The following is a 14,089-nucleotide window of genomic DNA, read 5'->3' on the forward strand; positions in this document are numbered from 1 at the left end:
ACTTGGTTCACCCAAGCTAACGAAGCAGGGCACGCTCAGGTTCCGAGCACTCAGCCGTGCCGGCGAACGGTGTATTCGATGAGCACACTCAGCGCGTCGCGGGCATCCCCTGGCGGCAACTCGACAAGCTCGGCCTTGGCGCGGTCGGCGTAGTCGATGACGACGGCCTTGGCCTGGGCCAGCCCACCGGATGCGCGCAGCAGCGTCAGCGCCTCCTCCACCTCGGCATCATCGGTGATGGGTGCCGCCAGCAGCGTGCGTAGCCGATCGGCATCGGGTCCGGTGTCGCGCAGCGCGTAGAGCATCGGCAGCGTGTGCACACCTTCGCGCAGGTCGGTTCCGGGTGTTTTACCCGACTCGTCGGTGAGGCTCTCGATGTCGATGATGTCGTCGGAGATCTGGAAGGCGGTGCCGACAATTCCGCCTAGGCGGCTCATCCGTTCGATCTGCTCGTCATCGCACCGCGACATCATGGTCCCGAACCGGCCGGTCGCGGCGATCAGCGAGCCGGTCTTCTCGTGGATCACCTTGAGGTAGTGCTCGGTCTCGTCACCGCCCTCTGGCACCCCGACGGTTTCCCGCATCTGGCCGGTGACGAGCTCGGCGAAGGTCTCGGCCACAATCCGCACCGCCGCCGGGCCCAGCTGGGACACCAGCCGTGAGGCGGTGGCCAGCAGATAGTCGCCGGCAAGGATGGCGACGTTGTTGCCCCAGCGGGCGTTGGCGCTGGGCACCCCGCGGCGCTTCTGCGCCTCGTCCATGACGTCGTCGTGGTACAGCGTGGCCAGGTGGATGAGCTCGCACACCGCACCGGCGAGAATTACCTCGTCATTGTCCGGATCGGGACCGGTTTGGGCGGAGAGCACCGTGAATAGCGGCCGGAACCGCTTGCCACCCGCGTGGAAAAGGTGCAGCACAGACTCCGTTAGTAGCGGGTCCGCCTGGCCCAGCTCGGTCACGATGAGCGATTCGATGGCGGCCAAATGGTCGCGCACCTTTGCAGCGAAGATGGGATTGCCGAGGTCAACTCCGGCCACCGTGGTCGAGTTACTCACCGGTCCAACATACTGGGAAGGTGCAGACGTCAGCAGACCTGGTCGTCGTCGGTGCCGGACCAGCCGGATCGGCGGCCGCGGCGTGGGCGGCGCGCGCCGGGCATGAGGTGGTTCTGGTCGACTCAGCGGTGTTTCCCCGCGACAAGACCTGCGGCGACGGGCTGACCCCGCGCGCCGTCGAACAGCTTGAACTCCTGGGCCTGCGACCGTGGCTCGACGAACACATCCGATACCAGGGTCTGCGCCTACACGGATTTGGCGGAAATCTCGAAGTGCCCTGGCCCGGACCGTCTTTCGGCGGCACCGGCAGTGCGGTACGCCGCACCGAGCTGGACGACAAAATCCGGCAGGTGGCCGTGGAGTCCGGCGCCAAGATGGCCGAGTCCACCAAGGCCGTTGACGTGGAACGTGACTCGTCGGGTCGGGTGACGTCGGTGCGGGTACTCGACAACAGCGGACCCGGTGAAATCGCCTGTAAGAACGTCATCATCGCCGACGGCGTGCGCTCCACACTCGGGAAAGTCCTTGGCCGCGAATGGCATAAGGACACCGTCTACGCCGTCGCCGGGCGGGCGTACATCGACTCGGCACGCAGCGACGAGGAATGGATGACGTCGCATCTGGAGCTGCGCTCCCCCGAGGGAGACGTGCTCCCCGGATACGGCTGGATCTTCCCGTTGGGCGGTGGGCAGATCAACATCGGCGTCGGCGCACTCGCCACCTCCAAACGCCCCGCCGACGCGGCGCTGCGCCCGCTCATCGAGTACTACACCGAGCTGCGACGCGAGGACTTCGGCCTCACTGGCCGGCTGCAGTCAATCGCCTCGGCGCTGCTGCCCATGGGTGGCGCGGTGTCGGGGGTGGCGGGGCCCAACTGGATGCTGATCGGTGACGCGGCGGCATGCGTCAATCCGCTCAACGGCGAGGGCATCGACTACGGACTGGAGACCGGCCACCTTGCGGCCGAGGTGCTCGGCGCCGACGACTACTCGCAGCTGTGGCCGGAGCTGCTCCGGGAACGATACGGCCGGTCATTCTCGATCGCGCGACGTCTCGGTGGGCTGCTCACGCTGCCCCGTTTCCTGCCCGTCATGGGTCCGGTGGGCATGCGGTCGCAGGTGTTGATGCGGATCGCGGTGCGACTCATGGGCAATCTGGTCACCGACGAGGATCAGGACGTGATCGCGCGCGCCTGGCGAGTGGCAGGCGGCGGCTCACGCCGGCTCGATTCCCGGCCGCCCTTCAGCTGAGCGCTTCGAGCTAGATCGTCGCGACATGCAAGGCGACAATGCCGCCGGTGAGGTTGCGCCACCGCACATTCGACCATCCCGCCGTGAGGATCTGGTCGGCCAACGCCGCCTGATCGGGCCAGGCCCGAATGGACTCGGCCAGGTACACATAAGCATCGGGATTGCTGCTGACGGCTCGCGCCACCTCCGGCAGCGTCTTCATCAGATACTCCATATACAGCGTGCGGAACGGCCGGTTGACGGGCGTGGAAAACTCGCACACTGCAAGACGCCCACCGGGTTTGGTGACCCGAGCCATTTCCCGCAGCCCCTCGACGTGGTCGACGACATTGCGCAGACCGAAGCTGATGGTCACTGCGTCAAACGAGTGATCCGCGAACGGCAGCCGCGTCGCGTCCCCGGCGACCTTGGGCACGTTGCGATGCGCACCCGCCTTGAGCATCCCGACCGAGAAGTCGGCCGCCACGCACCAGGCCCCAGACTGGGTGAGCTCAACCGTCGAAACCGCCGTCCCCGCGGCGATATCGAGCACCTTGTCGCCGGGCTTGAGCTTCAGCGACTCGCGGGTGGCGCGTCGCCAGAAGCGGTCCTGACCGAACGAGAGCACCGTGTTGGTGATGTCGTACCGTTTGGCCACCGCGTCGAACATGGACGCGACCGCGTGCGGGTCCTTCTCCAGGGTGGCGCGGTTCTTGGATGAGCCGCTTGGGCGAAGACCATCAGACACAGGTTGACGGTACAGGGCCGACGCGTTAGGCCGTCATGATGCCGCGACCAAGTGTGGTACCCGCCGCGGCGGCGTAGTGCTCCAGCAGCTCATCACAGATCGCGGGCCAGGTGCGCGCCAGCACTCCCCTGCGCGCGGTCGCCGAGAAGCGACTACGGGTGGCCGGCTGCACCAGATGATCGACTGCCATGCCCAGCCGGGCCTCGAAATCGGCCACCGGCAGCAGCATTCCGTTACGCCCCGGGATCACCAGATCGCGCGGGCCGCCGGCGTCCGGTGCGATGGCCGGCACCCCGCTGGCCAGCGCCTCCTGCACCGCCTGGCAGAACGTCTCATGCTCGCCTGGGTGGATGAACACATCGAGGCTCGCATATGCCCGCGACAACGCCGAACCTCTCAGCTCACCGGTGAAAATTGCTGTGGGCATCAGCTTTTCGAGAGCGTCCCGCCCTACCCCGCCGCCCACAATGACGAGCTGCAGGTCGTCACGCTCGGCCAGCACAGCCAGGCGCTCCACATGCTTTTCGGGGGCGAGCCGCCCGACAAATCCGATGATCGGCTTGCCCTGCGGGGACCAGGAGTGCCGCAGCTCCTCGTCGCGAGCAGAGGGCGCAAAGCGTTCGATATCGACACCGCGCGACCATCGGTAGACCCGAGGGATACCGTGCGCCGCAAGGTCTTCCATCGCAGAGCTGGATGGCGCCAAGGTGCGGTCGGCGCGGCCGTGCAGATGCTTGGTCCACCGCCAAGCGGCCCGCGCGGCGAATCCGGCGCCGTAGCTGTCGGCGAACCCGGCCACATCGGTCTGATAGACGGCGACGGTGGGGACATCGAGATGCTGTGCGGCACGCAGTCCGCCGTAGCCCAGCACGAACGGCGAGGCCAGATGCACCACATCGGGGGCGAAGTCACGAAGGATGCGCACCATGCGCGGTTGCGGCACGCCCAGTGGCAGAGTGCTCACCTTGGGGAACATGATGGCCGGGACCCGGTGCACGGGCACGCCATCATGCTCGGCGGCGGCGGGCGCCTGTCCGCGCGTGGTGTCAGGGGCGATGACGATGGCCTCATGCCCGGTGCGGCGGAGGTGCTCCAGCACCCGCAGCACCGAGTTGGAAACCCCGTTGACGTTCGGCAAGAACGACTCGGCGACGATCGCGATGCGCACGCCTGAAAGCATCGCAGCATCAACTGGCAGTTAGGTTGCCCCCAGGCATACGTCACGCAAACTTAAGCGTGGACGGGGGATGAGCCGCTTGCGCGAAGACCGTCAGGAGGGGCCGGACCTCGGCGCTGCACCCACGAGAGACCCAACAGCACTACCCCGGACACCGCCCACACCACCACGATGATGGACCCCGCGGGGACTATCGACAATGACGCGTTACGTCCTTGTACGCGAACCAAATCCGGGTTGGACTTGTCGTACTCGACGTAGATACGCATGCCGGGGCTGAGCTCGGAGGGATAGAGAACTCCCAATTCCGGCCGGTACGTGACCCGTTCGGGTGTGACGAACTCGATGGTGGAGCGGCGCGGCCCCGCGCTGAGTACCTCGGCCAGCGCGACGCCCATATCCCGTTCGACGGCCTTGTCGTTACGCCAGGCCCCTGCGATCAGCAGCAGAGACTGCAACGTCATCAGCCCGGCCAGGATCAGCACTCCGATCCGGATCCTCCTGATGACCCGGGGGCGCCGGGTCACAGAGCGGCCCTGATGGCGGCGTGCAGCTCGCGCAGGGTGGAGCGGTCGGCCTTGACCTCCAGAACCCTGATACCACAGGCCGGTTCGTCCAGTGCGGCTCCGAGCTCCGTGACGGAGATGACGTGCGAATCCACATGATAGGCGCGGCAGAGGGTCGCGATGTCCACATCATGTGGGGTGCCGAAGATGCGCGAGGAAACGTCACGGAATCGTGGGTCGCCCTGTTCCAGCAGCTCGAAGATGCCGCCGCCGTTGTCATTTGAGACCACGATCGTCAGATTCTCCGGACGAGGTTCGGTGGGTCCGATCAACAGACCCGAGCTGTCGTGCACGAAGGTGAGATCGCCGATCAACGCGATGGTGCGACCGCGATGTGCCAGCGCCGCACCGATGGCCGTGGATACCGTGCCATCGATACCGGCCACGCCACGGTTGGACCGCACGCGAACGTCCTTGGCTCCCCAGGGAACAAGCGCGACGTCGCGCACCGGATTGGAGGCACCGAGCACCAGCTGGTCGCCGTCACGCAATGACCCACAGACCCTGGCCGCCACATGCAGACCCGTGGTCAGCGGATGCGTCTCCAGCTGGCCACGCACCGCGTCGAGCGCCTTCTGGTGTGCGTGGGCGCACCGTTGCAGCCACGCGGCATCGGGGCTTCCGGATGTCACCGCCCGCGTCCCGGTGGCCTGCGAGTTGCCGGACACGTCGGGCCAGCGCGGTCCGGTGGTCAACGCGTACACGGGAATCCGATTGTCCGCCAACAACGACGACACCTGGCGATGCAGGGTGGGCCGTCCCAGCATGATCACCTGCTGGGGATGCAGCAGTGAAAGCGCCAGCGGATGCACCGGGTTATCGGGTTGCGGCGCGGTCGGTTCGGACACCGTGGGCAACATCGACAGGTTGGGGTGGGCCGCGGCACCGTGTCCCGCGATCACCACGGTATCGGGGGTCAGATCGATCTCGACGGGTTCGTCAAACGTCACGTCCGGGGTTAACGTCCAGGGTGCCCCGCCCGGGCGTCCAGCGGGTACCGGCCCCCCGTCGCGATCGGGCACCAGCGGTTCCCGCAGCGGGATATCGAACTGCACGGGGCCTGCATTGGCGGTACGAGATCCTTTGGCGGCGGCCAGAACTCGGCAGGTTGCCGAGCGCCAATGCGGATTCTGCGCCTCGATCTTCTCGGTGCCTTCTTCGGCCAGACCGATGCTGATCGCGGCACGCACCTGGGTGCCGAAGTAGCCGAGCTGCTCCATGGTCTGGTTGGCGCCGGTACCCAGTAGTTCGTAGGGACGGTTGGCGGACAACACGATCAGCGGAACCCGCGCGTAGTTGGCCTCCACCACCGCAGGCCCCAAATTGGCAACTGCAGTCCCGGACGTCATCGCCACCGGCACCGGCGCCCTACTGGCCGCGGCCAAACCCACCGCCAAGAAGCCCGCGGTGCGCTCGTCGATCCGCACATGCAACCGCAGCCGACCGGCCTTGTCTGCGTCATGCAGCGCGAAGGCCAGCGGCGCGTTGCGCGACCCGGGGCACAGCACCACATCGCGGACGCCACCGCGGATCAGCTCGTCGACAACGGCGTGGGCCTGCGCGGTCGACGGGTTCATGCCATCAGCGTGTCACACCGTCCGCGAGGTGCCCGCAAAGAACTCCAGGATCACGCGGTTGACCTCGTCGGGGCGTTCGATGAAGCCCAGATGCCCGGCGTCGGCGATCTCGGCGTACCGGCCACCCGGGATCGCGTCGGCCACTTCCCGACCGAGGTAGGGCGGCAGCGTGAGGTCGTCGGTGAACCCGATGACCAATGTCGGCGCCGTGATGCCCGCGTAGGCGCCCGGCCTATCGGGCGGGGGCACGGCACTGCGCTGGTGCTCGATACCTCCCGAGGAGGGTTCGGGCCACATCGTGAACATGTCGATCCAGTCCTTGATGGCGGCGTCGTTGTTGAGGGTCTTCGGCGAGAAGTTCGCCATCAGACGCATCGCCGCCTGGTATGCCGCAGGCACTTCGACGCCCGAGGCAGACAGTTCGAGCTCGGCCTTGCGGAAGAACGCCCGGGTCGCGTCCTCCCTGCCGCGGGTTCCCATGAACACCGCGGCGGTGACGAGGTCGGGGCGGGTGAGAGTGAGCTCCTGCGCAATGAGTGCACCCATGGAGAACCCGACCACCCGGGCCGGGGCGGCACCGAGGTGCTCGATGAGCGCCGCGGCATCGTCCACCATGTCCTGCAGGGTGAAGCCGTCGGCGGACTCGGAGGTCGGCGGTATCCCACGGTTGTTGTAGGTGATGGTGCGATATCCGGCGGCACGGAATGCCGGCACCTGATGCAGGTGCCAGCTGCGGCCTGCGCCACCGCGCCCGGAGATGAAGACGACGGGATCACCTGAGGCGCCGAGCGCCAGGGGGCCACGTTCGTCGTAGCTGATTTGGATGCCGTTGATGTCAGCGAGAGGCACGCTGACTGAACCTACCGGTTCAGCAGCGGGTAGCAGTCGGCCACTCTCTCCATCCACCAATCGCGCCGGTCGGTGGGCGCGGCGAGGTCCGTCAACCGAGCGGGATCGGGCGTGAATGACTCGACCGCGAGATATCCACCCTCTGGCGCGGGGGCGTCGGCGACATCCTGGACGAAGAAGCCGCCGGTGCCCAGTCCGCACGCGTACTCCAGCACCGGCAGCGCCGCCGCCGCGCGCAGGCCGATGCCGATGCCCACCGCGCTGTCCAGGGCGCTGGAGATCACCACGGGCATGCCGATCTGCGTTGCAATGTCCAGCAGTGCGGTCACCCCGCCGAGCGGGGCCACCTTGAGGACCGCGACGTCGGCCGCACCCGCCCGCGCGACGCGCAGCGGATCACTTACCCGCCTGATGCTTTCGTCGGCGGCGATCGGCACCTCGGGAAGTTGCCGACGTACCTGCACCAGTTCCTCCACGGTGGTGCAAGGCTGTTCGGCATACTCCAGGGCGCCGTCGCGGGTCAGTGCCGTCAATGCGTGGACGGCCTGCTCGACGGTCCAGCCGCCGTTGGCGTCCACCCGCACGGTGGGGATCTGCGCGCGCACCGCGGCGACGCGGGCGATGTCCTCGGCGAGGGCCTGCCCCGGCTCGGCCACCTTCACCTTGGCGGTGCGGGCACCCGGGAAGCGGGCCAGCACCTCGGGTACCGCCACGGCATCCACCGCGGGCACCGTCGCGTTGACCGGAATCCGGGTGCGCCGCGGCGCGGGAAGCTCGGTGTAGGCCGCCTCGAGGGCGGCGGCCAGCCAGGCGGAGGCCTCGGGCGGCCCGTACTCGGGGAAGGCGCCGAACTCGCCCCAACCGGCCGGACCCTCGATCAGCGCCACCTCACGAGTCGTGATGCCGCGGAACCGCACCCGCATGGGCAAGGCGACGACGTGCATTCGGTCCAGCACATCGGCCAGCGCGGGCAGCTCCACCATGCGATCGTCGCACGCGCTTCAGAGCTTCCAGCTGGTCGCCCCGTGGCTTGCCGATTGATATCGCCCACTGTCAACCCCTCTGGTTCGGTTACGCCCTTCCGCCCTCGGGCCAGCCAGGATCGTTCGGCAGCGTGGGTGGTGGGTCGGACCGGACGTATGGCTTGGGCCAGTTGTCTGGGGTGCCTGGCGCGAGCTTGTTGCACTGCGGCAGATCGGTGGCCGCGATGTTGATGTGGGTTAGAACCCAGGTGCCGAACACGTTGTCCACGGGCCGTTTGACTGGCCCTCGCTGATTCGACATGGGCGAATGTTGTTGCTCGGCAGTAAGTTTCGAGTCGGGACCGAATGTGAGCCACTGGGCATGTCCGAGAGACTGCGAGCCGCCGCTATGGTACGTGCCATCCGACATCTTTCCCGCGGTCAGGGAACTGTATTCACAAACCCCAGCGGTGAACTGGTCGCCGTCGCGGCGAAGTTCCACGATCTCAGCGTATTCAGTGCCGACATTTTCTTCCAGATCCGGAAAGAGGTAGCCAAACCCCTGCGACTCACCAAAGAAATCCAGTTGCCATGCGTTGTTGAACGCGTGATCGAAGCCCGGGTAGCCGCCCGCTCGTATCGCGTCGATGCCTCGCCCGGGCCCGGATTGTGCCGCAGTGAAGGATTCGGTGATCGCGCGCACGAAGGTGCCCTCGGGAGACATCAGGTCGGCCACAGGATTGGGTATCCACCGCATGGTGGTGCGGTCCTTATCCTTCCAAACAGGTGCGGAAGGCGTGGGTTTCTCGTGTGTGCACGAGGCGAGAAACAGCGCGCACAGCGCAGCAACTAGCGCGCGGGTGCGAAGGCTCACTTGCCGGGTATCCATTCCCAGTTCGAGTGGTTGCGGCCCATTTGTTCTTGGGTTTGCCAGTGGTCCAGATTGACGTTGTAGTCGCGTGGGGCCGTGGTTTTAAACCAGTTATCCAGATCTGTCTGGGCTTGCTTCACGCTCTTCGGCTCTTCCGAGATGGTTGAGGGGTCGAAGTGTCCGCCGTTGATGTATTTGCCGACGAGGGGGTCGTCGGCGATGCCGGGGTGGGCTTGCGCAAGTGCGTCCAGGACACTTGTTTGGTAAGCGGTGATGTTCCCGAAACTGCCTGATTGGGCGAGGTTTTGGGCGAATCCGTCGGGCAGTTTCGTGGCGTTCTCCATATGTTTTTGTGCGCTATCGAGAACGTCCATGGCATCCCCAGCGAAGGGAACCTTGCCGATGAGTTTCTTGAGGTCCTCGATGTTCTGGTCGGCGGGTTTTGCGCCGACCGAGTCCAGGGCTCCGTCGAGCATGCCCTGGGACAGGCGCCCTGCGGCCTTGAGGTCGGCGTCTGAGCCGGTGCGGGCGGCGTCGTTGAGGAGCTGCTGGTGCTGTCCTTGTGCTTGTTCGTTGATGATCTCCCCCGCGTAGTGGCCTTGATCGAAGGTGGACACCATGTCCCGCATCTCACCGACGTTCTTGAACGGCGCGATGGCGGGGTCCTGCCGGTGCGCGGGGTCCGAGTCGGCGTACTGGCTCAGATATTCACCCTGGACCTGAGCAGACGTTCCGGCCATTTCGGGGTTGTTCTGGGCGAAGTTGCCGCCGCCAGCCATGTTCTGCAATTCGGGTTTGTGGTCGGCCATGTAATGGCCCTGGGCGTTGGCGACCTCGGCGCCCATCTGGGAGTGATCTCCCGCCCACGCGAGGGTGTCATCGACCTTGCCCGACTGATCGCCCCAGTTCTCCTGAAGGATTCCGCGCAGGTACTTCTCGCCGTCGGTGGGTTCCGCGGTGACAGCCTCATGCACGCCCACATGGTCCTGTCCGGCGCTTTGATAGATATCGGCCAACGCGTTGCGCAGCGGGGTTTCCTGATCGGCCAACACCCCACCGGGAGCACCGTGAGCGTCGGTCTGTAACCCGCCGCCGGTGGGGTTGGCGCGGTGGTCGATGTCGGCGTTGGAATACTGAGTGGCCGCGTCCAGCATGGCCCGCCCAGCCTCAGAGCCGTTGAGGTATCCGCCTGCGCCGTCGAAGATCTTAGCCATGTCCTGCATCGCGCCGACTCCGTGCATTTCCGTGTACGGGGTGCCGCTGACCCGCCCCTGCGTTACTCCGGTGCGATCCTGACGCGTCAATTCGGTCTCCATGCCAGAGGCCAAATCGCGCAGCGAACCTGATGCCGGGATGAAGTTGCCCTTGGTGGCCTCGGTGACACCGCTGGCGTTGTCCACCCCGGATTTGACGTGATCGTTGGCGACCAAGGCGAAAGCACGTGTCATGGCCTCGCGCTGCGCTGGCGGCAGTCCAGCTTTGATGGCGGCGATTTCCGCTGGTGTCTTGCCGTCGAAGGAGTGCGCGAACTGATACAGGTACTGCATCCGGTTCGACCCGATATCGACCTTGCCGCCCTCGGCGAGGGTCTTGAGATCAGGATCGCTCAAAGATGAAGCGGCCTGAACGCGCTTCAATACGTCACTGTCCCACTGGGTTCCCCCCTGCAGGTAGGCGCCATCCAGATGCCCGGCGTTCGCACTCAACCCGCCGATCGGATTGTACGAGGTATCCAATTCATTTGATATGGCATCGATTTGGGCCTGGGCCTCTAGTTCGGCGGCCCACCACTTGTCGTGCTCGCCGCGAATCATCTTCTGAAACTTGGTAGCGCAGCGCTTGCCCTCAGCGATCAGCTCCGGGGTAGTCCGCGACGGAACGATCCACTCGACCACCAGATCTTCGGACACCTTGTAGCCGTGGGTAGTGGCCTCGGTGTAGTAGCCGACCGCACGCTTGTGATGCTCGGTCACCTGAAACGCCAAGGTGTCCAACGCCTTCGGGCCTTCATCAAGCACATGCTGGGTGGCCCGATACACCACCTTCTCATCGGCAGCAGCAGTGTCCTGCGCGGCGCGAGCAGCCTTGCCCTCCCACTCCTGACCACCGGGCCGATCGATGGCGTGCTTGTAGTCACGCCCAATCAACTGAGTCTGCGTCGCAGCCAAGATCGCCTGGCGCACCACCTCAATCGAATTCTCCGGCCTATAATCGAGCATCCGCCGCGCCGAGTAACCGCTCATCCATCACCACCCCGCGACAAGCCGGTCACCGACTGGATCAACTGCGTGACATGTTCCTCGGTGTCCCCAAACCCATTCTTCGTCTGCACAGACAGATCAGCCACATTCGAGCAGCGACCCGCGAACGCCCGCTGCAAACCCGGCAACGCCTGCATCACCAACCGCCGCGCAGCCACCTGCGAAGGTACATCCCCATCCTTGACCTTCGCCGGACTCGCGGCCTGACCATTCAACTGCTTGGCCATCCCCTGCAACTCCGGAGACAACTTGTCCAACGCCTCTAAAGCAACCTTGAGCTTGTCGTCCGACATTGACACCTCCCCGCACAGTGAGCATCGTCACTTATTTGCCAAACCTAGCACCGACTGCCTACCGCCGCGATGCGCCAACCAGGTGTGACGACCTCAGCCCTCCCTGGCCGGCGCGCATCTCGAAACCATCGCGGGTAACCGAACGGTATCAACGTATACGTAGATTTGTCTACGTATACGTTGATGACCTGTAGGTTGCCGCCGCCCAGGCTGGGCATGTGGTCAACAGGAAGGCGTCGAGGGTCCCTGACCCGGATGCCATCGACACCACACCACTTGCGGTCGAGCTTCAGCGCCTTCGCATCGAAAAGCACCTCTCCCTCGACGGACTCGCCGAGCGAACAGGAATATCACGCAACACAATTCATCGCTATGAGAATCACCAACTAAACCCAACCGCCAAAGCGTTGTTGCGCCTCGCCATCGGACTCGAGACAAACATCAGCGACCTGATACGACCCCTCAACCACCTTCCCGAGCAATGACCAGCATCCGCCCAGACCATCGGGTAGGCCAGGGTAGGTGGTCACACAGCGGCTACGGCCCCGGCCCACGTGCTCACCGGCGGTAACACCTCCGAGGCCGGGTACACCGAACATCAGGCCAGCACTATTGCGAGTGCCACAACAACAATCCAGGCGACACCGAGTACCTGCAGGATTCGGTCACTGAACACAATCTCTTCGGGCTCACCGGCTGCTCCCGCATCGACATCGACGGCGTAACGGAAGATCGCCACAGTGACGGGAATCATCGACACCGTGAACCACGATCCGGCCTGTCCATCCCGCTCCAGCGCCCAAAGCCCATAGAAAACCACCACGGCGGTCGCGGACAGAGTCCACACGAACCGAAGGTAAGTCTGGGTGTAGTGCTCCAGCGCGCGGCGAATCTTGGCACCTGTGCGTTCAGCGAGTTGCAGCTCTGCATAACGCTTTCCGGCGACCATAAACATGGATGCGAAAGCCATGACCAATAGGAACCACTGCGACAGCGGAATGCAGGTCGCCACACCACCGGCGATGGCGCGCAGCAGATACGCCGATGAGACGATGCACATATCAAGCACGACTTGATGTTTCAACCCAAAGCAATACATCAGCTGAACGACGAGATATACGCCCACTACCACCGCCAGGGCCGGGGCGACAGCCATAGATACACCTAAGGACACCGCGGAGAGCACGAGTGCCACCATGTAGGCAGTAGTCGGCGTGATCACCCCGGCCGCGATAGGCCGGAACCGTTTAGTGGGGTGTGCGCGGTCGGCGTCGATGTCCTGGGCATCGTTGATCAGATAGATCGCAGACGCCGCCAAACTGAACACGACAAAGGCCATAGCGGCTGCGGTGCAGACCCTTAGATAGTCGTAATGCACGGTGCCGCCCAGTGTGGCCAGCGGCGCGGCAACCACCAGGACGTTCTTGACCCACTGTCGCGGGCGCATGGCCCGGACGACGCCGGCGAGCATTTCCCCCAGTGTCCGATGCCGTTCTTCGTACATCACGGACGCACGCCACCAAGCTGTTGGCGCAGAGCAGAGATTCGCCCGGGCCAGATGTCAAAGCTGCCGTCCGCGGTCCACGGCTCTTCCCAACCCGCGGCGCGGATGACGGCCGCGAGCACCCACGCAGTGAATCCCCAGATGACCACATCGTCGATCCGAAACACTGGCGTAGCCCACCGTGAGCCCAGTCCTCCCCATCGAAGGGCAGTGCGGTTGGCTGGGTCGATAAGCCGAGCCAGCGGCACATGAAGGACCTCAGCCGTCTCGGCGGGATCGACAACGGCGGTCGGAGTGACCGCCGTCCAGTTCGCGATCACGGGCGTCACGAGGTAGGGGAACGGGATGAGCGCGCAGCTGTCGAGCACCGCAATTGGCTCTACACCAACCGGATCCAAGCCCACCTCTTCGTGTGCCTCGCGTAGCGCCGTGGCTATCGGAGACTTGTCGTCGGCCTCGGCGAATCCGCCGGGGAACGCAATCTCCCGAGGACCGCGCCTCAGCGCTTCGGAACGGCGCACCAACAGAACATCCGCGTCATCGGGCAGTCCACGCCGCACCGGGTGCGCTGTGCCGCTCAGCAAGACCAGAACGGCGGCATGGCGGCGCGTCCTCCGCCGCCCCAATCCGCAGAAAGGGGTTCGCAGCGCAGCCGACGCACATTCGGCGTCGGTCACCAGCATCTGCAACCAAGGGGGAACCAGGCTCGAGCGCACGACAACCTCCGACATCTCCGGCCTTCACCCCTCACGCTGGCCGCGCGCAGACCCGCGACCCCAGCGGTACTAGCTCATAGATATCATATGTTTGTCTCGCAGGATTCTGCAATTCTCAGCTTATCGACATTATGTCGAGACATTTTTATTGAAATATCTCATCGCTGTGTGGCAGAGTCTGAGGATGCCGATGACGCAGAGCGCCGTCTCATCACCGACACCCTTGATCAATCGCCTGGCCCGACATGCCATATCCAGACCTCGGTCCAACGGGTACGACG

The 14,089-nt window shown here is 65.0% G+C and carries 14 protein-coding genes; 2 read left to right on the plus strand and 12 right to left on the minus strand.

Going from position 1 to position 14,089, the window contains the following annotated elements; genetic code table 11:
* Window positions 1–50: 50 nt before the first annotated feature.
* Window positions 51–1,037, minus strand: coding sequence for a polyprenyl synthetase family protein (locus FZI91_RS04285; RefSeq protein WP_162526730.1), 987 nt, complete (start codon window positions 1,035–1,037; stop codon window positions 51–53).
* A 38-nt stretch (window positions 1,038–1,075) separates the two neighbouring features.
* On the opposite strand from FZI91_RS04285, the gene menJ reads away from it, so the two are divergent.
* Complete coding sequence (gene menJ, locus FZI91_RS04290; protein WP_162526716.1) at window positions 1,076–2,305, plus strand: menaquinone reductase; 1,230 nt, start codon at window positions 1,076–1,078, stop codon at window positions 2,303–2,305.
* Window positions 2,306–2,315: 10 nt separating this feature from the next.
* Here menJ and FZI91_RS04295 read toward each other — a convergent pair whose 3' ends face one another.
* From FZI91_RS04295 to FZI91_RS04335, 9 genes are all read right to left on the minus strand, one after another.
* Window positions 2,316–3,032: a demethylmenaquinone methyltransferase gene (locus FZI91_RS04295; protein ID WP_162526715.1), complete on the minus strand. Its 717-nt coding sequence runs from the start codon at window positions 3,030–3,032 to the stop codon at window positions 2,316–2,318.
* 25 nt (window positions 3,033–3,057) lie between these two features.
* Entirely contained in the window at window positions 3,058–4,200 is a 1,143-nt protein-coding gene (locus FZI91_RS04300; RefSeq protein WP_162526729.1) for a glycosyltransferase family 1 protein, read from the minus strand.
* A 62-nt stretch (window positions 4,201–4,262) separates the two neighbouring features.
* On the minus strand, window positions 4,263–4,736 hold the full coding sequence (locus FZI91_RS04305) for a DUF3592 domain-containing protein (protein WP_309224210.1): 474 nt from the start codon (window positions 4,734–4,736) through the stop codon (window positions 4,263–4,265).
* Window positions 4,733–6,352: a 2-succinyl-5-enolpyruvyl-6-hydroxy-3-cyclohexene-1-carboxylic-acid synthase gene (gene menD, locus FZI91_RS04310; RefSeq protein ID WP_155937414.1), complete on the minus strand. Its 1,620-nt coding sequence runs from the start codon at window positions 6,350–6,352 to the stop codon at window positions 4,733–4,735. Before menD ends, FZI91_RS04305 begins: the two co-directional genes overlap by 4 nt.
* A gap of 12 nt (window positions 6,353–6,364) precedes the next feature.
* The gene (locus FZI91_RS04315; protein ID WP_162526714.1) at window positions 6,365–7,201 is read right to left on the minus strand and encodes an alpha/beta fold hydrolase; all 837 of its coding nucleotides are present in this window, start codon (window positions 7,199–7,201) and stop codon (window positions 6,365–6,367) included.
* Window positions 7,202–7,212: 11 nt separating this feature from the next.
* Window positions 7,213–8,181: an o-succinylbenzoate synthase gene (locus FZI91_RS04320; RefSeq protein WP_309224216.1), complete on the minus strand. Its 969-nt coding sequence runs from the start codon at window positions 8,179–8,181 to the stop codon at window positions 7,213–7,215.
* A gap of 91 nt (window positions 8,182–8,272) precedes the next feature.
* Window positions 8,273–9,004 carry a hypothetical protein gene (locus FZI91_RS04325; RefSeq protein ID WP_162526727.1) on the minus strand — a complete coding sequence of 244 codons (732 nt, stop codon included), beginning with the start codon at window positions 9,002–9,004 and terminating at the stop codon, window positions 8,273–8,275.
* Window positions 9,005–9,033: 29 nt separating this feature from the next.
* Window positions 9,034–11,277 carry a hypothetical protein gene (locus tag FZI91_RS23900; RefSeq protein WP_239001954.1) on the minus strand — a complete coding sequence of 748 codons (2,244 nt, stop codon included), beginning with the start codon at window positions 11,275–11,277 and terminating at the stop codon, window positions 9,034–9,036.
* Window positions 11,274–11,588, minus strand: coding sequence for a hypothetical protein (locus FZI91_RS04335; protein WP_155937420.1), 315 nt, complete (start codon window positions 11,586–11,588; stop codon window positions 11,274–11,276). Before FZI91_RS04335 ends, FZI91_RS23900 begins: the two co-directional genes overlap by 4 nt.
* Window positions 11,589–11,806: 218 nt before the next feature.
* Here FZI91_RS04335 and FZI91_RS23905 point away from each other — a divergent pair, with 218 nt between their 5' ends.
* Window positions 11,807–12,073 (plus strand): helix-turn-helix domain-containing protein, encoded by a 267-nt coding sequence (locus tag FZI91_RS23905; protein WP_155937422.1) that lies wholly within the window; start codon window positions 11,807–11,809, stop codon window positions 12,071–12,073.
* Between the two features lie 113 nt (window positions 12,074–12,186).
* Here the strand turns inward: FZI91_RS23905 and FZI91_RS04345 are convergent, their stop codons facing one another.
* Together FZI91_RS04345 and FZI91_RS04350 are read right to left on the minus strand one after the other, a co-directional pair.
* Window positions 12,187–13,092 (minus strand): decaprenyl-phosphate phosphoribosyltransferase, encoded by a 906-nt coding sequence (locus tag FZI91_RS04345; protein WP_155937829.1) that lies wholly within the window; start codon window positions 13,090–13,092, stop codon window positions 12,187–12,189.
* Window positions 13,092–13,823 (minus strand): CoA pyrophosphatase, encoded by a 732-nt coding sequence (locus FZI91_RS04350; RefSeq protein ID WP_155937424.1) that lies wholly within the window; start codon window positions 13,821–13,823, stop codon window positions 13,092–13,094. Before FZI91_RS04350 ends, FZI91_RS04345 begins: the two co-directional genes overlap by 1 nt.
* Window positions 13,824–14,089: the final 266 nt, after the last annotated feature.

It is taken from the genome of Mycobacteroides sp. CBMA 271 (genome assembly GCF_009729205.1).
In the GTDB taxonomy this organism is placed as follows: Bacteria; Actinomycetota; Actinomycetes; order Mycobacteriales; family Mycobacteriaceae; genus Mycobacterium.

Coding starts and splice junctions, on each gene's coding strand:
- FZI91_RS23900 (WP_239001954.1), bottom strand. CDS start 11,277: ATGAGCGGTTACTCGGCGCGGCGGATGCTCGATTATAGGCCGGAGAAT.
- FZI91_RS04350 (WP_155937424.1), bottom strand. CDS start 13,823: ATGTCGGAGGTTGTCGTGCGCTCGAGCCTGGTTCCCCCTTGGTTGCAG.
- menD (WP_155937414.1), bottom strand. CDS start 6,352: ATGAACCCGTCGACCGCGCAGGCCCACGCCGTTGTCGACGAGCTGATC.
- FZI91_RS04345 (WP_155937829.1), bottom strand. CDS start 13,092: ATGTACGAAGAACGGCATCGGACACTGGGGGAAATGCTCGCCGGCGTC.
- FZI91_RS04335 (WP_155937420.1), bottom strand. CDS start 11,588: ATGTCGGACGACAAGCTCAAGGTTGCTTTAGAGGCGTTGGACAAGTTG.